Annotated in this window: 19 protein-coding genes; 16 read left to right on the forward strand and 3 right to left on the reverse strand. The window is 33.8% G+C overall.

Going from position 1 to position 20,290, the window contains the following annotated elements; all coding sequences use genetic code 11:
* Positions 1–24: 24 nt before the first annotated feature.
* The 11 genes from DWZ69_RS00995 to DWZ69_RS01045 all read left to right on the forward strand — a co-directional run bounded on the left by DWZ69_RS00995 (position 25) and on the right by DWZ69_RS01045 (position 12,713).
* Entirely contained in the window at positions 25–2,793 is a 2,769-nt protein-coding gene (locus tag DWZ69_RS00995) for a cellulase family glycosylhydrolase (protein ID WP_118435692.1), read from the forward strand.
* A 213-nt stretch (positions 2,794–3,006) separates the two neighbouring features.
* Positions 3,007–3,249 carry an RNA-binding S4 domain-containing protein gene (locus DWZ69_RS01000; protein ID WP_022166193.1) on the forward strand — a complete coding sequence of 81 codons (243 nt, stop codon included), beginning with the start codon at positions 3,007–3,009 and terminating at the stop codon, positions 3,247–3,249.
* A 70-nt stretch (positions 3,250–3,319) separates the two neighbouring features.
* Positions 3,320–3,604 (forward strand): sporulation protein YabP, encoded by a 285-nt coding sequence (gene yabP / locus DWZ69_RS01005; protein ID WP_022166194.1) that lies wholly within the window; start codon positions 3,320–3,322, stop codon positions 3,602–3,604.
* Positions 3,604–4,104, forward strand: coding sequence for a spore cortex biosynthesis protein YabQ (gene yabQ, locus DWZ69_RS01010; RefSeq protein ID WP_117999360.1), 501 nt, complete (start codon positions 3,604–3,606; stop codon positions 4,102–4,104). The genes yabP and yabQ overlap by 1 nt, the downstream gene beginning before the upstream one ends.
* Positions 4,065–4,397, forward strand: a complete 333-nt coding sequence (locus DWZ69_RS01015) for a septum formation initiator family protein (RefSeq protein WP_022166196.1) — start codon at positions 4,065–4,067, stop codon at positions 4,395–4,397. Before yabQ ends, DWZ69_RS01015 begins: the two co-directional genes overlap by 40 nt.
* Before the next feature lie 96 nt (positions 4,398–4,493).
* The gene (locus DWZ69_RS01020; RefSeq protein WP_117999361.1) at positions 4,494–4,823 is read left to right on the forward strand and encodes a DUF2007 domain-containing protein; all 330 of its coding nucleotides are present in this window, start codon (positions 4,494–4,496) and stop codon (positions 4,821–4,823) included.
* 303 nt (positions 4,824–5,126) lie between these two features.
* A complete protein-coding gene (locus DWZ69_RS01025) occupies positions 5,127–6,830 on the forward strand; it encodes a SpoIIE family protein phosphatase (protein WP_118435693.1) in 1,704 nt (567 codons plus the stop codon).
* Positions 6,831–6,903: 73 nt separating this feature from the next.
* Positions 6,904–8,271 (forward strand): tRNA lysidine(34) synthetase TilS, encoded by a 1,368-nt coding sequence (gene tilS, locus DWZ69_RS01030; protein WP_117999363.1) that lies wholly within the window; start codon positions 6,904–6,906, stop codon positions 8,269–8,271.
* Between the two features lie 5 nt (positions 8,272–8,276).
* Positions 8,277–8,798 carry a hypoxanthine phosphoribosyltransferase gene (hpt, locus tag DWZ69_RS01035; protein ID WP_022166200.1) on the forward strand — a complete coding sequence of 174 codons (522 nt, stop codon included), beginning with the start codon at positions 8,277–8,279 and terminating at the stop codon, positions 8,796–8,798.
* A gap of 48 nt (positions 8,799–8,846) precedes the next feature.
* Positions 8,847–10,667 carry an ATP-dependent zinc metalloprotease FtsH gene (ftsH, locus tag DWZ69_RS01040; protein ID WP_347475071.1) on the forward strand — a complete coding sequence of 607 codons (1,821 nt, stop codon included), beginning with the start codon at positions 8,847–8,849 and terminating at the stop codon, positions 10,665–10,667.
* 21 nt (positions 10,668–10,688) lie between these two features.
* Positions 10,689–12,713 (forward strand): glycoside hydrolase family 13 protein, encoded by a 2,025-nt coding sequence (locus tag DWZ69_RS01045; protein ID WP_118435695.1) that lies wholly within the window; start codon positions 10,689–10,691, stop codon positions 12,711–12,713.
* 154 nt (positions 12,714–12,867) lie between these two features.
* Here DWZ69_RS01045 and DWZ69_RS01050 read toward each other — a convergent pair whose 3' ends face one another.
* The 3 genes from DWZ69_RS01050 to srtB form a co-directional block, all read right to left on the reverse strand.
* Positions 12,868–13,242, reverse strand: a complete 375-nt coding sequence (locus DWZ69_RS01050) for an NPXTG-anchored protein (protein WP_118435697.1) — start codon at positions 13,240–13,242, stop codon at positions 12,868–12,870.
* 92 nt (positions 13,243–13,334) lie between these two features.
* Positions 13,335–14,729, reverse strand: coding sequence for an LCP family protein (locus tag DWZ69_RS01055; protein WP_118435699.1), 1,395 nt, complete (start codon positions 14,727–14,729; stop codon positions 13,335–13,337).
* Entirely contained in the window at positions 14,713–15,471 is a 759-nt protein-coding gene (gene srtB / locus DWZ69_RS01060; protein WP_118435701.1) for a class B sortase, read from the reverse strand. Before srtB ends, DWZ69_RS01055 begins: the two co-directional genes overlap by 17 nt.
* 297 nt (positions 15,472–15,768) lie before the next feature.
* Between srtB and DWZ69_RS01065 the strand changes: the two genes are divergently transcribed.
* The 5 genes from DWZ69_RS01065 to DWZ69_RS01080 all read left to right on the forward strand — a co-directional run bounded on the left by DWZ69_RS01065 (position 15,769) and on the right by DWZ69_RS01080 (position 19,986).
* A complete protein-coding gene (locus tag DWZ69_RS01065) occupies positions 15,769–16,875 on the forward strand; it encodes an SIS domain-containing protein (RefSeq protein ID WP_118435703.1) in 1,107 nt (368 codons plus the stop codon).
* Between the two features lie 50 nt (positions 16,876–16,925).
* Positions 16,926–18,266: an MATE family efflux transporter gene (locus tag DWZ69_RS01070; protein ID WP_118435705.1), complete on the forward strand. Its 1,341-nt coding sequence runs from the start codon at positions 16,926–16,928 to the stop codon at positions 18,264–18,266.
* A 57-nt stretch (positions 18,267–18,323) separates the two neighbouring features.
* Positions 18,324–18,455, forward strand: a complete 132-nt coding sequence (locus tag DWZ69_RS12310; protein WP_279210249.1) for a hypothetical protein — start codon at positions 18,324–18,326, stop codon at positions 18,453–18,455.
* 92 nt (positions 18,456–18,547) lie between these two features.
* Entirely contained in the window at positions 18,548–19,237 is a 690-nt protein-coding gene (locus tag DWZ69_RS01075) for a helix-turn-helix domain-containing protein (RefSeq protein WP_118435707.1), read from the forward strand.
* Entirely contained in the window at positions 19,234–19,986 is a 753-nt protein-coding gene (locus tag DWZ69_RS01080) for an IS3 family transposase (RefSeq protein WP_147364239.1), read from the forward strand. The genes DWZ69_RS01075 and DWZ69_RS01080 overlap by 4 nt, the downstream gene beginning before the upstream one ends.
* Positions 19,987–20,290: the final 304 nt, after the last annotated feature.

Below are 20,290 nucleotides of genomic sequence, written 5' to 3' on the forward strand. Positions count from 1 at the left end.
TTGTTTAGAAATTAGGAGAAATTTATGAAAAGATTAAAGAAAATAATTGGAATAATACTTGCCGTCTCTTTTGTAATAACAGGAATACCACAGCTGGGTAGTGTAAGAATAAAAGCAGTTTCTACCACAAAGGAAAGCTATCCCGGATTTATAAAAGCAGATGGTAAGCAGTTAAAAAATGATAATGGTGATATCGTGCATTTGCGTGGAGTAAATGCAGGTGGTTATATGTTACAGGAAATCTGGCTGTGTGCAACATATGGTGGAAATATCAGATGCCAGAAAAACATTCTGGATACTTTAAATTCCAGATTTGGCAGTGAAAAGGCAAAAAATCTTATTAGTGCATATGAAGACAATTATTGGACAACCGGTGATTTCGAAAATTGTGCAAAACTTGGCATTAATTGTATCAGACTTCCAATTTGGTACAGAAATCTTGTTGATGAAAATGGCAACTGGTATGACAATGCCTTTGATAAAATTGACTGGTTTGTGGAAACAGCAGGTCGATATGGCATATATGTAATTATTGATATGCATGGTGCATATGGTTCACAAAATGGCAGTCACAACTCAGGTATTTACGGTGGAAGCACAAATCAGCAAAAAAAGGACAATTCAAAATTGTTCTTTGGAACAGACGCAAGTACAAATCAGGCAAAATATTTGGATATGTGGTTAAAAATTGCACAGCATTACAAAGATAATCCTGTTGTTGCAGGTTATGATTTGCTTAATGAACCAATGGCAGATTATATGAATGCGACAGATGTAAACGTATCAAAGGAGGAAAGACTTAGTACATTGTGGAATGTATATGATAAGGCTTACAAAAAGATAAGAACAGTTGACAGAAATCACGTTATTATTATGGAAGCCGTGTGGGATGCAGACACTCTTCCCGATCCTTCTAGTAAAGATTGGACAAACGTAATGTACGAATATCATCAGTATTTGTACAGTGATTACAGTGACAAAGACAAACAGGTTGCTGCAATGCAGAGCAAAATAAACAATATAAAAGGTGCAGGTTATAATGTGCCAAGTTATATTGGAGAATTTAATATGATGTCAAACAGTGATTCATGGAGTGAAGGTGTTAAATTATTAAATAACAATAATTTAAGTTGGACAGTTTGGAACTACAAATGTACAAAACAATATGGAAACTGGGGATTATTTAATACTCCGGGAAACGGCGACGGCAACGATGCTGATACTAAAAAGTATTGGGCAGATGTAGAAACTGATTCTTATGAAACCATATTATCAAAATGGTCAAATCAGGGAAGCGTTGAAAGAAATACAAATGTAACGGACAAAATAAAAAGTTATTTTCCGGGTACAGTGGACAATCTTGCAGAGTCTAAAAATAAAAGTGTAAGCCTTGTGAATGCTGATGGAATGTTAAACCAAATAGATGTAAACTGGTATCCAAAGGCAGATGTGGCTAAAGATACAAAGTACAACATTTATATTGATGACAGTACAACCAGTGTGGCAACTATATCCCAGTCTGATATAAAATCAGACAGTACAGTTATAAAGGCAACAGATTATACAGACCAAAGAGGGGTAGTAATTGACAAAGACAGTAGCGGAAATCCAGCAAATATAGGTGGCACTCACAATGGAGACTGGACAGAATACAAAGACATTTCAGTATCAAAGCCTATAACCTCTGTCACTTTTAACTATTCATGTGATAAAAATGCAAACGGTACAATTTATGTATATGATAAAAGTATGGATAGTGTTCCTATTGGATCTATTAAAATTACACCACCAACTGCAAATGCAGGATGGGGAGACTATGTTACAAAAACAATTGACTTGTATGAGCCTTTAAAAGAGGGGAAACATACTATTTACTTAAAATTTGTAAATGATATTTCAGGCAATGTTGTGAATTTAAAAGATTTTACATTAATAAGTTCATATGGAAATGTGAAGCTTGAAAATGTGGCTGCAGGAAAGCATACAGTTACTGTACAGGCAACTTTAAATGAACAGGTATCAAAAGGAACAACATCAAATGAAGTTGAAGTTGTGTCAGAAAATACAATGTTAAAGTCTGACAGGATTACAGTTGAGGGATTTCAGATTAAAACAAATGGAAATAGGTATTACAACACAAAGGGCGAAGTTATATTTGATGAAGAAGGAAGTGAGAAAAAAGTAGCCTTTAGAACAGTTTGTAAAGCACCTGATATTGGACAGACTATTACAGTTTCAGGAAAGAATTACACCGTAAAAAATACAGGGGTAATATACACAATCGACCCTAACAGTTCAGGAAAATCGGCTGATGATGTATTGGATAACACATATTCAATACTAAATACTCAGGCTATTAGTGGTAATGAATATACCTATAGAGGAGCAAGGCAATACAACAACATGGATTATACATTTGGCTATGTGACAACAGACAATGGAATATTAAGCAAAGAAGATGGCACAATGAAGTATGTCAGAACAATGAGTAACAACTCATATTATGGTAGCGATGGCACACTAAATGTTATGACAAATTCATTCCATATAAGAGGTTTTGTTGTGGCAGAAGATGGTACTTTGATTTACGGCACGGATACAGTAACAATGTCCATACCTGAAGTTGCAAATTACCTTTACAAAAATGTGTTGTCATCAAACTACAATGGTCACGCATATCTTTATGATACAATTTTACACAGAATAAGTTCTGAAAATCCTTACTATTGTGATGAGAATCATAAAGTGGATTACGGTTGGAATGACAACCTATATAATCCTGGCAAAAAATAAATATAGTCTTTATAGAAAATCAAACATATATTATAATAATGCCGGAGAGAAAAAATCTCCGGTATTATTTTTATACGTAAATAGGAAATTATTTTTTAAAATGTAAATTTAATAATATGGAAAATTATATTATAAAAATTAACCTAATAGTAGAAAAATATATATTCTAAGCACATAAATTTAAAAATATTAATTAGAACAAAAGGAGATAACATGAGAATAGATAAATTTTTAAAGGTTTCAAGAATAATAAAAAGAAGAACAGTGGCAAATGAGGCATGTGATGCAGGAAGAGTTTTGGTAAACGGACAGCCGGCTAAGGCTTCAAGAGATGTAAAAGAGGGAGACAAAATAGAAATTCAGTTTGGTCAAAGAACTGTAAAGGTGGAAGTTTTAAGCACAAAAGAAACAGTTAAAAAAGAAGAAGCAGTAGACATGTACAAAGAGATTGATTAAAATGCAACTGCAAGACATATTTCTCACATAACCTAATATATTATTATATAGAAAACTTTTCGAGGTTAATATGGAAGCAGGCAGTACACCAAGAACCCACAAACTTTCAATGGACAATAGAAAGCAGATGAATTTGACAGGGATTAAAGACGTAGTGGCTTTCGACTTGAATCAGGTTTTACTTGAATCAAATTTAGGTATGGTACATATAAAGGGCAGCGACCTAAAGGTAACTAAGCTTACAATTGAAAAAGGCGAGGTAAATATTTCAGGAAAAATTGACAGTATTGTTTATTCAGACGTAAAGGATTATGGAGAAAAAAGTAAGTCTATTTTGAAGAGGATGTTTGAATAATGAGTCCGCAGATTTCTCAGGAAGCATTGCTTATTGTAATGAGCCTGTATGGTGGACTTGTTTTAGCTGTCTGCTATGATATGGTTCGGGTTTGCAGAAGAATTTTCAAAGTGGGAATTGTTTCCATGATTATTCAGGATGTTATTTATTGGACGATTTCTGCAATATTTATGTTTAATATATACTTGAAATACAATTACGGCAGACCTAGATTCTTTTCAATAATCTTTACATTAGGCATAATGGCTTTGTATGAATGGTTAGTTGGAAGAAAAATTGTTGACAGGGTTGCAAAGTTTCTGTGCAAAGTAAAAACCAAACTTTCTAAAATGTTAAAAAAATTAAACACTTGCGTGTTTGGTAAAGTAAAGAAAATTGTGACAAAAATGTTAAAACCATTGCAAAAGTTATACAAATTAGATAAACTAAAAAGAGTTAAAAAAGAAAAAAGGAAGAGAAAATGGCAACAGAAAACAGAAAAGTATCAACAAGAAGATTAAGCAACGCAAGAAGAAAGCGTATTCAAAATAGAAGAATGATGATAGCTATATCAGCAGTAGTTGTGGCATTTTGTATTGTCATTGGTGGACAGATGATAAGCAAATACAGCACATTGGCTGATTTAAGAGAGCAGGAAAGAAAATTAAAGAATCAATATAAGAAAGAACTACAGTTATCTGAAGAATTAAAGGATCAGGAAGAATATGTTAAAACAGATGATTATGTAGAACAGATGGCTAGAAATTTAGGTTTATTATATCCTAACGAAGTAATTTTCAAGCCGGAAGATTAATAAATCAGTAGAATGAAGAATCAATATTAGCGAATAAGATATGAATTTAATAATTTAAACAATAGGATAGTTAAATTTTATTACGAGGTTAAAGAGATGAAACAGGTGTATGAAACAAACGATGAAGTAGAACTACAAATGCTTATAGGGCTTTTAGAAAGCAACGGTATATATACACAAATATACACAGACGGGGCTGGAGATTATCTTAGAATAAAAGGTTCTGATTTTATGATACCTAAAGGCGTGCTTGTAAAAGACAAAGACTGGAAAGAAGCATTAGAGATAATCAATGCAAATGGCTTTGGAAAAAAGAAAAAAGTAAAAAGAGTCAGAACGCAAATTTGGGCAGCAAGAATAGCTTTAGTATTATTTTTAGCTGCTATATTAGGAAACATAATTTATAGTTTAATTGAAAACCTATAGCAATATTGAAATTGAATAGAAATTAACAATATAAGTGAAGATTAAATGATTATATTAAAGAATTAAATAACGATTAATTATAAATGCCATATTAAAACCCAGTGGAATGCCAAAAGTTTTGATATGGTTTTTTTAATAAGAAATTTTTTTTCAGAATATTCTGTTAAAAAAATACGTTCCACTAGGGATGTATTTTAACAATCTAATGTCGAAATATCTAACGATTATCATACCTTGCTTTGACAAAAAAACATAAACAGAGCTTGTATACTATTTCTTGTGAAAAAAACAAGGAGGGATGGTATGCAAAAAATATTAAAACCAATATTGATAATAGCCATGAGTGTATTAACCTGTTTAATGCCAATGCTTGGTTACTATACAATAGGAGAAAGCTGGTATGGGGCATTGTGTCAAATGAAAGGCGTGCCTTTAGTTACATTGCCACTTATGATGTACACAATATTTATAAACGGTGGTTTTATGGTTGCAGTGAAATACGGCACGATTATGGCAACCACCGGTATATGCATAACCCAGTATAAAAAAATCAGCAATCAGTATAACCCATACGTAGTGGCGGTAATTGCCACAGTTATTACTGTGCTGGTGGAGGCGGTTGACTGGTCAATAGACGGAATGATGAAAATTGACTTATACGGTTTAGTACCAATTGTAATGCTTACCTGGTCAATGACAGTAATTTTTACATACTTTATAAAATATGTAAGTGATTATGTTCCAAACCATAAGTCGTTGCAGGAGGCAATAAGCAAACAGGAAGATATAAGAAACGAAAGTATTTTACGGACCTCAAAGGCATTTAAAAATCTTGCATCAGAGCTTAAAAGAATGAGTGGTATTGACAGGGATTACGACGTATCCATGGAAGGTTGTGTGGAACAGGAGATTGCAAACAGTGCCTGTAGAGGTTGTGCCAACGGTCAGATTCAATATCTGGAGCGGGCAAAAATAAATTACTTATGGTACAACAAACTTCTGGAAACAAGAGAAGCAATGGCTGTGCAGTTTAATGAAATGGCAAAAGTAATGGAAAATTACACTAAACCAATTTACAGCGAAAAGAAAACAATTCTAGGAATGGACGATTATATAAAACATAAGTTACGGGAAAACAAAGTTATAGCAAGAAGAATTTATATAAATGAAAATAGTAAAGGCATGTTAGAGGTGAGACTTTTTGCCAAAAAAAAGAAAAAAACTGATGTTAAATCAGATGTAATTAAAAAGGTAGTAAGTCAGGCTTTAGGCAAAAAGGTACGCCTTTCCATAGACAGCATTGTTAATATTACGGAAGATTACAATGAGTATGTTTTATTAGAAGAAGTAAATTTTATGACAATAAGTGGAACTGCCAGACAGACAAAAAATAACGAGAACGTTTCAGGAGACAATTTCGCTGTCATGAATTTAAACAGTGGGCAGACTTTTATGAGTATATGTGACGGTATGGGTTCTGGAAAAAGAGCAGGGGGCTATAGTGAACTTATAATTGATTTGCTGGAAAAAATGATAGACAGTGGCTTTGAAGAGGGAACAACTTTGAAACTTGCCAACTCGATAATGCTAACAGGAAATCAGTGGCAGGAGCCGGCAGCAGTGGACATGGCTTTAATTGACCAATACTCAGGAACGTGTCAGTTTTTAAAATTAGGTGCAGCCTGTACTTATATTAAACGTGGAAACTGGGTAGAATGTATTAAGTCCACATCCCTTCCAATGGGAGTATTCCAGGAAGTGGATATGGAAACTATAACGAAAAAACTGTACGATGGCGATTTTGTAATCATGGTTTCAGATGGAATTGTAGATGCCCTTGATGAGCCTGACAAGGAGGAGGCTATGGGTAGAATTATCATGGACATTAAAACATCCAATTCAAAACAAATGGCAATGGAGATTTTAACCAGAGCATTAGCCAGGTCAAAGGGGGTGCCGGAAGATGACATGACAGTTATTTGTACGGGAATCTGGGAGAAAATCTAATAAATTAGTCATAAAAATAGTTTTACTTCTTTGAAAGTTTGACATCGAAACACCCATAAAGTATCATAGAATTATGTTGAAAAAAGTGATAAGTTACATTGAAAAAAATAAAATATTACAAGATGGAGACAGCGTCTTACTTGGAGTTTCCGGGGGCGCTGATTCTGTCTGTATGCTACATGTGTTGTACAGTTTAAGAGAAAAGTATCACTTGAAGCTATACGTTGTTCACGTAAATCACGGAATCAGAGGTAGCGAGGCAAAACGCGATGCAGATTTCGTAGAACAAATGGCTGAAAATTTGCAAATACCTTTTAGAGTTGTGACGGCAAATATACCTGAAATGGCAAAAGAACAGAAATTATCAGAGGAGGAAGCCGGAAGAATATTCAGATATAACACTTTTGAACAGGTGGCAAATGAAGTTGGAGCAAACAAAATAGCAGTGGCTCACAACTTAAATGATAACAGCGAGACGGTTCTTTTTAATTTGTTTAGAGGTAGCAGACTGAAAGGTTTAACGGGAATTTCTCCAATGAGAGGGCAGATTATCAGACCGCTACTTTGCTGTAGCAGAAATGAAATAGAGCAGTATCTACAGGAAAACAATTTGAGTTACTGTACTGACAGCACCAATAAAGAGACAGATTACAGCAGAAACAGGATTCGCCTTAAGCTAATGCCCTATATAAAAGAAAATATTAATCAAAAAGCGGAATATAATATAGTAAATGCGGCTGAAAATTTATCTCAGGTGTATGAATATATTTACGGTGAGGCACAGAAGGCATATAAGATTCATGTGAAAGATAATGTTTTACTTAATTCGGCAGAAGATCTTAATGTTGTAATTTTACAGGAGGTCGTCAGAATGTGGATTTTGGAAAACACCGGTAAACTAAAAGACATAAAGGCTAATCACGTTAATATTGTAATTGGGTTATTGTCAAATCAGGTCTCAAAGAAATCGGAACTACCATACGGCTTAAAGTTAATTAAAACATACGAAGGTGTGAAAGTTTTACCTGAAAATAACGAAGGAAAAGATAGCAACAGGCAGACGATTATTGAAGGCGGTAAGATTTTTAACACAGAAAAGATTACAGTTACAGTGGAAAATGAAAGTTTTGACAAATCAAATATCCCTGATTTGTTATATACTAAATGGCTTGATTATGATAAAATAAAGGGATTGACACTGAGAAAAAGACTTCCGGGAGATTATATTGAAATTAGCGGAAGTGAATCGGGAAGAAGTGTAAAAAAGAAACTGAAAAAATATTTTATAGACAATAAAATTCCACAGGAAGAAAGAAACAATATATGGTTGCTGGCAGACGGGAATCATGTTGTGTGGATTGTTGGATATAGAATAAGTGAGATGTGCAAGGTAACAGATAGTACAAAAAGAATTATTAAAATCACATACAATAAGGAGTAAGGATTATGATACACAAGATTTCAGAGTACATTAGTGAAGAAAAATTAGATAAGAGAATTAGAGAGATTGCAGCAGAAATCAGCAAAGATTATGCAAAGAAAGAAATCAGACTTGTTTGTATTTTAAAAGGAAGTATTTTCTATACATGTGAGTTGGCAAAAAGATTAACTGTTCCTGTTACACTTGATTTTATGAGTGTTTCAAGCTATGGCTCAGGAACAGAAAGCTCAGGCGATATCAAAATCAAAAAAGATTTAGATGAAAGCATTGAAGGCTTAGATGTTATTGTAGTAGAGGATATCATTGACTCAGGCAATACATTAAGCAAATTAATTCCAATGCTAAAGGATAGAAATCCTGCAAGCATTAAGGTAACAACATTACTTGATAAGCCTGACAGAAGAGAAGTTGACATGAATGTTGACTATGTAGGTTTTGAAATTGAAGACAAGTTCGTAGTAGGTTATGGTTTAGATTATGACCAGAGCTACAGAGATTTACCATATATTGGTATCGTAGAACTTTAATATAAATTGACACAGATTATGAAATGCGAGGAGGAAGATTTGAACAGTATAGGCAGAAATAGATTTTCTAAGTTTTATTTTTTAGGGATTGTAGTTTTGGTTTGCTTAATCATCTACAGTTTTAGCCAGAGCTTTGTAAACAATGATTATGCTTACAGTGATTTCTTAACAGACTTAAAGGCTAACAACATTAAGCAGTTGACAATTAAGCAAAACAAGGAAGTTCCTACAGGTAAGCTGGTAATTAAGTTAAGCAATTCAAATGAATCAAAGATTGTTTATGTAACAGATGTTAATAAAGTTATTAGCGATATTGACAAAGCAAAAGCAGACAACAATAAGATTAAATTAAAACCATATATACCTGATGTAAGTAGAGACAGCGTATTCTTAACAAGCGTGGTACCTATGATTTTGTTAGGTATTGTTGTGGTTGTTGTACTTATTATGATGAATGCCAATGCCGGAGGTGGCGGTGGCAAGATGGCAAACTTTGGAAAGAGCAGAGCCAAGATGGTTGTTGAAATTAAAAACATGGATTTCACAAAGGTTGCCGGACTAGAAGAAGAAAAAGAAGAGTTAGAAGAAATAGTTGATTTCTTAAAAGATCCTAAGAAATATATTAGCTTGGGAGCACGTATTCCAAAAGGCGTTTTATTAGAAGGTCCTCCGGGAACAGGTAAAACATTACTTGCAAAGGCTACAGCAGGAGAAGCCGGCGTACCTTTCTTTACAATTTCAGGTTCTGATTTTGTGGAAATGTTTGTTGGTGTAGGTGCTTCAAGAGTTAGAGATTTATTTGAACAGGCTAAGAAAAATGCACCATGTATAGTTTTCATTGACGAAATTGATGCAGTGGCAAGAAGAAGAGGAACAGGTATGGGTGGTGGCCACGATGAACGTGAACAGACACTTAACCAGATGCTTGTTGAAATGGATGGTTTCGGAGTAAATGAAGGCATCATAGTAATGGCAGCTACAAACCGAGTTGATATTCTTGATCCGGCTATTTTAAGACCGGGACGATTTGACAGAAAGGTTTTAGTTGGTAGACCTGATGTTAGAGGCAGAGAGCAGATATTGGAAGTTCATGCTAAGAACAAGCCAATTGGTGACGATGTTAATTTAGAAAATATAGCTAGAATTACTGCAGGATTTACAGGTGCAGATCTTGAGAATCTTTTAAATGAAGCAGCAATTTTGGCAGCAAAGGGTGACAAACCATATATTACACAGGCGAATATTGACCAGGCAATGATTAAAGTTGGAATTGGAAAAGAAAAGAAGAGCAAGATTATTTCTGAAAAAGAAAAGAAGATTACAGCTTATCATGAATCAGGTCATGCAATTTTATTCCATGTTTTACCTGATGTAGGACCTGTACACACAGTTTCAATTATTCCTACAGGCGCAGGTGCAGCAGGATACACAATGCCACTTCCTGAAAAAGACGAAATGTTCCTTACAAAGGGCAAGATGTTACAGGAAATTATGGTAAGCCTTGGTGGTCGTATTGCTGAAGAACTGATTTTAGATGACATAACAACAGGGGCATCGCAGGATATAAAACAGGCAACAGCAGCAGCAAAGGCTATGGTTACAAAGTATGGATTTTCAGACAAACTAGGTTTAATAAACTATGATGACGATTCCAATGATGTGTTTATTGGAAGAGACTTGGCACACTCTAAAGGCTATGGAGAAGCAACTGCTTCAGCAATTGATCAGGAAGTTAGAGATATTGTTGAGAGTTGTTATGTACAGGCGAAAGCCATTATTGAAGAACACATGGAACAGCTTCATGCTTCAGCTAAATTATTGTTAGAAAAAGAAAAGATTAATCAGGAAGAATTTGAAGCGTTGTTCTAATAAGGAATAGAAGGTAAAAATATGTTTGTTAATCAAGATATATTATTTCATGACGGAACAAAGCAGTTCTGTAAATATAATGAACAGCAAAAAACATATAGCATCATTCTTAGAGCAAATAAAGGCACTGTTAGTAGTGTCTTTGTGTGCGTTAATGGAAATGAATTGCAGATGACAAAAATAAAAACTACAGAGGACTTTGAATATTTCGAAGCTCTGCTGGATGCCGGTGAAAAGATGTATCAGTATTATTTTAAATGCGATACAAATGAAGACTGCATTTTTTATAATATGTTTGGAATAATGAAACAGGCTGTAAATGATGGTTATTTCGAATTGACACCTGGTTTTGAAACTCCCGATTGGGCAAAGGGAGCGGTTATGTACCAGATAATGGTCGACCGTTTTAACAATGGGGACAAAACAAACGACGTAGTTGACAATGAATATGTTTATATTGGAAAAGCAGTTACAGCAGTGAAGGATTGGAGCGAAAATCCTGCAGTTGATGGAACAAGACAGTTCTACGGTGGAGATTTGCAGGGGGTCATTGACAAGCTGGACTATTTAGAAAAATTAGGTATTGATGTAATTTATTTTAATCCTATTTTTGTTTCACCATCAAACCATAAGTATGACACACAGGATTATGACCATGTTGATCCACATTTAGGAAAAATTGTTGTGGATGGTGGAGAAACTGTATCAGATTACGCAACTGATAATAAAAACGCAAGCAAGTACAAAACAAGAACTACTAGCTTGGAAAACCTTGAGGCAAGTAATCAGTTATTTATAGAATTAGTTGAAAAAGCTCATGAGCATGGAATTAAAATAATTATCGATGGAGTTCTTAATCATTGTGGTTCTTTTAACAAGTGGTTAGACAGAGAGGAACTTTATAAAGGAAACAGTGATTATGAAACAGGGGCATATCAGTCAAAGGAAAGCCCATATAATTCTTATTTTAAATTTAGCACAGATAGCTGGCCTGATAATTACAGTTATGAAGGTTGGTGGGGATTTGATACTCTTCCAAAATTAAACTATGAGGGTAGTGAAAAGTTGTGTAATTACATTTTGCATATAGCTGAAAAATGGGTGTCACCTCCATTTAATGTTGATGGTTGGAGACTTGATGTGGCAGCTGACTTAGGACACAGCCCTGAATTTAACCATAAATTCTGGAAGCGTTTTAGAGACAGAGTTAAACAGGCCAATCCTAATGCAATTATTTTGGCAGAGCACTATGGTGATGCACACTCATGGCTTATGGGTGACCAGTGGGATACGGTAATGAACTATGACGCATTTATGGACCCTGTTACATGGTTTTTAACAGGTGTTGATAAACATTCTGACAATGCAAACCCATACATGAGAGGTAACGGAGAAGTGTTCCATAACACAATGCAGTATCAGCTTTCACGTATGCAGAACCAGTCAATTCTTGTGGCAATGAATGAATTATCAAATCATGATCATTCAAGATTTATGACGAGAACAAATAAGATGGTTGGTCGAATCGGTACAGTAGGAGCTGCAGCAGCAGAAGAAAATATAGACAAAGCAATATTTAAACAGGGCGTTATTATGCAGATGACATTGCCTGGTGCACCTACTTTATACTACGGTGATGAAGCAGGTGTATGTGGTTGGACAGATCCGGATAACAGAAGAACTTATCCTTGGGGTAAGGAAGATTTAGAATTGCTTGAATTCTATAGAGAGGCAATATGTGTTCACAAACAGAATCAGCCATTAAAAGACGGGTCTTACATGTTGCTAATTGCTGACACCGATTTGGTGTGTTATGGTCGCTTTAATGAAAACGATTCAGTATTAACAGTAATCAACACATCTGACATAGACAAAGAGATTTCCGTTCCCGTTTGGAAGTTGGGACGAAGTGTTTCACAGTGGGAAAGATTGTTGGAATCAAGTAGAGAATTCTATAACTGTGGAAGAATAATCTATGAAGTAGAAAATGGCAATTTGAACTTAACAGTCAAAGGAAATAGCGGTTCAATCTACCGCAACAAATAAATAACAATTCACAATCTGGTGAAAAAGCAGATAAATAAAAGGAATTCAGACAAGTCATATTTCTATTGTCTGAATTCCTTTTTATTTTCTCGCTTTTTCTATTGATTTATGAATTTCCTTTATTTTCCACTAATGGCTATCTGTTATTTATTATTTAGTTCTTATCTGTTAATTCTTTTCTGGAAACTACAATTGCACCTGCGGCTACTAACAAGCCGGCAATTGGGATTATAATGTTTGAGCCTGTTTTTGGAGAAATGCCTGAAGAATTTCTCTTTCCTGTTTTACCTGAGCCGGTTGTTGTTTCGTCTTTCTTAGTAGTTTTTTGCTTTTTTTGTTTTTTCTTAGTTGTTTCGTTGTTCTTAGTAGGCTTTACTGTTGTTGGTGCTTTAGTAGTTGGGTTAACTGTAGTAGTTGGAATAACTGTAGCAGTAGGACTACTTTTGGCAAAACATGTTGTAGCAAAAGCCAATGTAAATATTAAAGTCGCTAGAAGAACTATAATATTTTTTTTCGTGGTTTTATTCATAGTTTTTACCTCCGTAATTACACATTATACAGAATGTGAAGCTTTTCTTATTCTATTATACATATATACGCTTAAAAATCAAAGTCATACTTTTAATCAATCTGTTTATAGTAAAAATCCAAAACAGTTTCAAAAAGTTTTTTCTTAGAAATTTTATATTCTGCAGAACTGTCTTTTGGGGAGTCCACATATTTCCCAGATGTACTTTGTATATTTAACCCGGTATAGTTTGTAGCCAGTGACCAACCTAAATATGTAAGTATCGGTGCAGAAATATTTGTAACTGTATTTGTTGTTGTATCTTTGTATAAATCCAAAGACACGTGGAAATCTTTTCTTATTGCAGGGACAATGGAACTGGCAAAAGCTGTAAGATATTGTTTCTGGCAATCCATTCTTCTAAGGTTGTCATCTAATAAGCTGGTGTCTCTATGACGAACAAATGCCTCTGCCATATCGCCTTTTAAGGTAACAGTCTGCCCCTTTGTGAAACTTTCAAATGTATAGTCAGGTGTAACAGTAACCCCACCAACATCATCATTTAAAATTTTTATGGCATCCAAATCAATTGCATAGTAAGCGTTGATTGGAATGTTGTATAAAAGACGTTCCGTAGCAGTTACCTGATTTTCAGCGCTTGTTTGTTTGCCGTCGCCATAGGCATATGCCAAACAAAGCTGGGCAGTTGCAGTGTCCACGTAGTTACCGCCCTCATCATATCGGCTAATGTCAGTCATAATATCACGATTAAGGCTGAGCACTTTTATATGACCGCTCTTTGTATCGTAAGTAAAAAGATACAAAGCATCAGCTTGGCCGCCTGTTCCAGAGACTGCATTATCTTTTAGTTTGCGATTATCAATACCCATAAAAAGTATGCTTGCAATATTGTCATTAAATTCATAAGTATGTCCCTTGTAGTATACAATTCGCCCGTCATCTTCATATTGTATTCCTGATGGAACATTAACATGGAGATTTCTGTAATTAAGTAACTTCTTCCTGCCAATATAATTTAAAACTCCGAAAACAATTGCAATAATTATAAGTAGTGAAAGTAAAATAATCAAAAAAATCTTTAGCTTTTTATGTTTCTTTTTAAGATTTTGATCATCATCTTTTGCCTTCTTATGCTTGTTGTTATTAGTTTGATCATCATCTTTTACATTATTATGTTTGTGTGTATTAGTTTGATCATCTTTTTTTAACTTATTATGTTTTTGCTTGTTAGTTGAAGCATTTGCGTCAAAATTCTCAGACTTATCTACGTTAGTAGAGCTATTATTGTTAAAGTCTGTAGGCTTATCTGAGTTCGACGAACTGTGATGTCTATGGTGTCTGTGATGATGAGAGTCGTATTTATAATTTTTCTCAATAGTTTCCCAGTCAACATCAAATTCCAGATTATTCCTAGTGTCCTTAATGACGTTAGGATTAGCAATGTTTGAATTGTCGCTTATATTATTATCATTAGTTTGTTTGCTCACGTTTAATTAAAACCCCCTGTACTAGATATCTTGTGTTTTCGGCACCGTTTGTGCAGGTACTTAAAGTTAAAATTTTACTGTCCTTATTTAATGTAACTTTTCTTGTATTTTTATTCATTGAGTCAGGATTAAGAGTGTATTTCTGATATTTTTCCAAAACACTTTTGTTACTAAAATCAAAGGAATTTAAAATATGTCTGTTGTCATATACATACGCAGCATAGATTTTAAATGTCAATTTTTGACTTGGCATGTAAATATAAATGTATTTATTTTTCTTAAAAAAATCAGGTTTCTCAAAACTATGCAAAGTCTTAAACATTGAACCGTTGTTCATATTGTGCCCGTATAAAACTGTTACAGGATCAGAGTAATCGGTTGCATTTTGCATTTCGCTGTAAATTGCACCGGCAAATTCTGATTCCTTCTGTATATTGTGATTTAGGTAAAAGTCATCATTATCTGTTGTTGGCTGAACAACAGGATAATCAACCTTGGTATTTGGAATATAAATCCAACTATATATGTCAGAGTTATCTTTTTTTAATTTTTTCCAGTTAATGTTGTGGCTGTCAGCATATTCTTTTGAATTCTTGACACGCCTAGAGGTAGTTTCGGTCAAATATTTTTTTGTATTTCCACCGTCGCTGCTTCCCTGTGAAAGTAGCAGGTAGCAACAAAAAATAAAAATAGCAGTAGCTATAACCAAAACAGTTCCCCATATAATTTTCTTACTCTTCATATAAATTTTAGAATCCCTTTCAATAACGATTGTTTGTAACTATAAGTATAGTGGTTGGAAGAATGTATGTCAAAGAGAGATATTGCCGAAAAAAAAGAGATACATTCTGAAAGGCAAAATAATTGTTAGGTGGGGGGGACATACATGTAATGCTACAAACATATTTCTTTAACATAAAAATATAGTTGAAATTAATAAAACAAGTGGTATACTAAAAATAATAATTGGACTATATAAGAAACCAAAAGCGATGTAAAATGAATTATAAAAAAGAGTCAAAAAAACGAGGTAAAATATATGAAAATGCAAATGGAGGATTATATTAGAATTTCGCCGGATGTAATGAAGAAAAATCTGGATAATAGAAAAAGTTTAACAGAAAAATTAGTCGAATATTATCTGAGTTCGAATAAAAAAGATATATGCATTATAGCATCAGGAAGTTCATTAAATGGAGCAATAACGGCAGAAATGTTTATGACTAACAATTTGAAGTGTAATGTATATTGTGTAAGTCCTACAGAATTTATTAATTATAGAATGGAGAAAATGAGAGAATGCAATCTTATTGTTGTTTCTCAAAGCGGTTGTAGTACAAATATTATCCAATTGGTAGAAATACTGAAAAAAAATAAAATGGATTATTTTTGTTTAACAGGAAACAAAAATGGAGATTTGTATACTTATTCAGACAATGTAATCGAATATGGGGTGGACAATGAAACCATAGGATATGTAACTTTAGGCTTTGTAACTTTGGTTGAGTTTTTGATTTTATTTGCTAATGAAGTAGCATTGAAGAGAAGAACAATTACTGAAGATAAATACAGTGAAAATTTGCAAAATTTAGAAAGAGCAATTGCTACAAGCAGAGAGTTGTATAAGGAGTCAGAGAATTTTGTGAAATTGTATTATGATCAGATATTTAAAATGGATAGTGCAATCATAGTTGCTGATGGAGCGAATATGGGAACGGCAAGAGAAGCAGCCTTAAAAATAAGTGAAACCCTAAAAATCCCTGCAGTTTATTATGAAAGCGAGGAATATGCTCATGGTCCTAATATGCAATTAACACCATGGTATCACGTGTTTTTTATAGATTTTAATCCAAAATCAGATAGAATGTATAACGTTTTCAACGCTACAGGTACGGTTACAAAGAATGTTTATCTTGTGACAAATCGAAAAGTTAAAAGACAGAATAATGTAATAGAACTTGGAGCAGGGATAGACAGTGATATTACTCCGTTGTTTACAGTTGTTTTATTCCAGTATATTTGTGCGATTGTGACAAAAGAAAAGAACAACTTTAAGTGTCATCCTGATTTTGATAAATTTGCCAAACTAATAAAAACAAAAACAGATAAATATATGAAAATGAAAGAAAACAACGAAGAGCTTTAAAGGGTAAACAAAATAAATAGAATAAAAGGACTTTAGAAAGGTAAATACAAATGAAAAACAGAAAATTTTTTTCGGAGTTTTTTCTTCTGGCAGTGCCAATTATGTTACAGGCACTAACAGGAACGCTTTTAAATATTTGCGACACAATAATGGTAGGAAAAATATCAGAAAATGCAATAAGTGCAGTGACAGTTTCAAATAAAACGTTTCTTATTTTTTCAATGTTTATTTTTGGAGTCGCAAGTGGCATTAGTATGTTTATGAGCCAATATTATGGAGCAAATGAAAATCAGAATGCCAAAAGGACATTTAAATTTGGCATTCAGGTGTGTGTAGCAGTTGCTTTTATTTTTATTGCAATGCTGGTAATAGGACCACAATATGCAATCAGATTGTTTGTAAAAGGCAATGGCATAACTGTTTTGGGAATCCAATATATTTCAATTGTAAGATGGTCTTATTTGCCATATGCAATAAATCAAATTTGTGCAGTGTATTTTAGAGTGTTTAAGAAACAGAGCTTACCGATGAAAATAAGCATGATATCTGTTGTAATAAACATATTACTTAATTATGTTTTAATATATGGCAAGCTAGGTATGCCAATCCTTGGAATTAAAGGTGCAGCACTTGCTACACTGATTTCAAGATGTATGGAAACAGCAATGCTTCTTACAATATTATTTTTTAAAGATTCAGGGAAAGAAATTTTTGGAGAAAAAATTGGAGCATTGGATAAAACTAAAAAAATGCGTATAATCAAAAAGATTATTCCATTAATGGTAAATGAAGGTTTATATGCTATAGCATTGAGCTTGATTTTTAGAAATTATTGTATTGTAAGTGAAGCAAATATTCCGGCAGTTACAGTAGTAGACAATGTTTACGACTTTGTAAATGTTGCTTTTGTGGGTGTTTCGCAGGCGGCAGGAATCATAATTGGAAAGGTGCTTGGAACGGGTAATATGGAAATTGCCAAAAAGACTGCTAACAGACTGCTTGTTATAGGAGTTACAACAAGTGTTATTGGAAGTTGTATAATTGTTGGAATTTCAGGCTTTGTACCAATGCTATTTTCTTTAAGTGGAGGTGTGTTTGCAATGGCTACATCACTTCTTAGAATTAAAGCAATTTTTAGTTGGAGTCAGGGATACGGATTGACCATATACTATATTTTGCGTGCAGGTGGGGATGTAGCGGCAGTATTAGTTTTAGATGGACTGTTTAATCTCTATGGACCATTATTAGTTAGCTCAATTTTAGCATATTTTGCTAACTTCTCAATTGAATTGGTTTATTTGTGTACAGAAGCAACATATTTGATGAAAATTATTCTTGGAACATGGTTTTACAAAAGAGGAAGATGGTGTAGGAATCTTACTGAAGGGTAGGAAAGAAAAATTACTAAAGGAAGGAGGAAAAACTAAATATTAGTTTTGAATAAAAATATGAACGTAGTTAAAAAAATAGGAAATGTGCTTGCAAAAGGATTTTTAGAAGTGGTTATGTATATAGCTGAACATTTAGCAGTAATCATAGGTGTGATTATTATGGTTATTTTAGTTTTGAAATTAATATAATTAAAAGAGGATATTCAGAAGTAATGCAATTTGATATGATACCTCTAAAGTAGACAGGTAAAATAACCAAAATCTACTTTGGAGGTATTTTTATGTCTAGATATTTAAAATATACAATTGAACAAAAAATACGTGCTTGCGAAGATTATCTTTCCGGTGCACTATCAGTGAGTGAAATTTGTGTCAGATTGGGGATGTCTCCTAAAAATGGAATGACTATATATAAGTGGTTAGATAAATATAAAATATGGGGCGCAGATGCCTTTATTCCCTCATCAAAGAACAAATCTTACACAAGAGAATTTAAACTACGAGCGGTTGAAGAATATATTTCCGGACAGGCATCTGTCCGTAAAATTGTTGCCCAATACAATATCAGTTCAATGTCTATGTTAGAAAGATGGATTTCATTGTATAATGCCAATAGAGAACTTAAGGATTATGATCCTAAAAGGGAGGTCTATATGGCAGAAGCTAGAAGAAAAACAACTATGGAAGAGCGTAAGGAGATTGTTGAATACTGTATTGAGCATAACCGTGACTATAAAGGTGCTGCAAGCAAATATGACGTATCGTACAGCCAAGTCTATTCTTGGGTAAAAAAGTACGTTACAAATGGCGAAGAGGGGCTAACTGATAAACGTGGATGTCATAAAGCAGATGACGAAGTGGATGAGTTAGAACGTTTACGACGGGAGAATCTCCGACTGAAACGTCAGTTACAGGAAAAGGACATGGCAGTTGAACTGCTAAAAAAAGTGAAAGAATTCGAAAGGATGTGAGGCTTGGAAAAGTACGTTACGAATCTAAATATTTAGCAATTAAATATTACCATGTAGAAAAGGGCTGGAGCATTGAGTGGATGTGTAAACAACTTGAAATTTCCAGAGCTGCTTACTATAAATGGTTACACCGAGATACCCCGGAACAGGAAGCAGAAAATAAACTGAAAAGAGATTTTAATGCAACAGCACCGAATGAAAAATGGTCTACGGACGTGACAGAATTTAAGGTTCCCGGTGAAAAGAAGAAATTGTATTTAAGTGCTATTCTGGATTTATATGACAAATATCCAGTTTCATATGTGATTAGTTGTAGAAACGATAATCGTCTGGTGTTTAGAACATACGATAAAGTAATTGCCTCTAATCCGGATGCAAAGCCTATTTTCCACAGTGACAGGGGTTTTCAATACACAAGTAAGGTATTCCAACAGAAATTAAAAGAGCAGGAAATAGAGCAATCCATGTCAAGAGTTGGTCATTGTATTGATAATGGACCGACAGAGGGATTTTGGGGAATCATAAAAACAGAAATGTATCAAATGTACGATATTACCGATGAATCATCTTTAAGATTTGCAATTAATGATTATATGAGATTTTATAGTGAAGAACGTCCGCAGGACAGATATTATTGCAAAACACCACTGGAAGTAAGAACAGAAGCTTTAGCTTCTGATAATCCAAAGGAATATCCTATTCCTGAAAATAAACGAATTAAGAAGTATAAAGAAAAATGGTGTGCATAGAAAAACGACCACACAAAATGCGTGGTCGTTCATTAGCACCTAATTTTATATATTTGACCTGTCTACTTGACAGGGGGCATATCAATTTATGAAAACCATTTATGGAAGTGTAAAGTCTCCATAAATGGTTTTCGTTTTTTATGTAATAAGAAATTCCTTCAGAATTTCTTATTACATAAAAAACGTTCCACTATGGATACGCACTCGCACGAATGGAAAAATGTTGCTAAATGGGCATGCGCTGGTTGCGTAGAATGTCGCAAGCGACATTCTTTGTTCTTAAATAAAAAAATATAAAAAAGTG

The sequence above is a fragment of the Eubacterium sp. AF34-35BH genome, assembly GCF_003477765.1.
GTDB lineage: Bacteria > Bacillota > Clostridia > Lachnospirales > Lachnospiraceae > Eubacterium_G.

Bases quoted from the DNA above. Each gene is read 5' to 3' on its own strand.
- DWZ69_RS00995 (WP_118435692.1), top strand. From the start codon at position 25: ATGAAAAGATTAAAGAAAATAATTGGAATAATACTTGCCGTCTCTTTT.
- DWZ69_RS01000 (WP_022166193.1), top strand. From the start codon at position 3,007: ATGAGAATAGATAAATTTTTAAAGGTTTCAAGAATAATAAAAAGAAGA.
- yabP (WP_022166194.1), top strand. From the start codon at position 3,320: ATGGAAGCAGGCAGTACACCAAGAACCCACAAACTTTCAATGGACAAT.
- yabQ (WP_117999360.1), top strand. From the start codon at position 3,604: ATGAGTCCGCAGATTTCTCAGGAAGCATTGCTTATTGTAATGAGCCTG.
- DWZ69_RS01015 (WP_022166196.1), top strand. From the start codon at position 4,065: ATGGCAACAGAAAACAGAAAAGTATCAACAAGAAGATTAAGCAACGCA.
- DWZ69_RS01020 (WP_117999361.1), top strand. From the start codon at position 4,494: ATGAAACAGGTGTATGAAACAAACGATGAAGTAGAACTACAAATGCTT.
- DWZ69_RS01025 (WP_118435693.1), top strand. From the start codon at position 5,127: ATGCAAAAAATATTAAAACCAATATTGATAATAGCCATGAGTGTATTA.
- tilS (WP_117999363.1), top strand. From the start codon at position 6,904: ATGTTGAAAAAAGTGATAAGTTACATTGAAAAAAATAAAATATTACAA.
- hpt (WP_022166200.1), top strand. From the start codon at position 8,277: ATGATACACAAGATTTCAGAGTACATTAGTGAAGAAAAATTAGATAAG.
- DWZ69_RS01045 (WP_118435695.1), top strand. From the start codon at position 10,689: ATGTTTGTTAATCAAGATATATTATTTCATGACGGAACAAAGCAGTTC.
- DWZ69_RS01050 (WP_118435697.1), bottom strand. From the start codon at position 13,242: ATGAATAAAACCACGAAAAAAAATATTATAGTTCTTCTAGCGACTTTA.
- srtB (WP_118435701.1), bottom strand. From the start codon at position 15,471: ATGAAGAGTAAGAAAATTATATGGGGAACTGTTTTGGTTATAGCTACT.
- DWZ69_RS01065 (WP_118435703.1), top strand. From the start codon at position 15,769: ATGAAAATGCAAATGGAGGATTATATTAGAATTTCGCCGGATGTAATG.
- DWZ69_RS01070 (WP_118435705.1), top strand. From the start codon at position 16,926: ATGAAAAACAGAAAATTTTTTTCGGAGTTTTTTCTTCTGGCAGTGCCA.
- DWZ69_RS12310 (WP_279210249.1), top strand. From the start codon at position 18,324: ATGAACGTAGTTAAAAAAATAGGAAATGTGCTTGCAAAAGGATTTTTA.
- DWZ69_RS01075 (WP_118435707.1), top strand. From the start codon at position 18,548: ATGTCTAGATATTTAAAATATACAATTGAACAAAAAATACGTGCTTGC.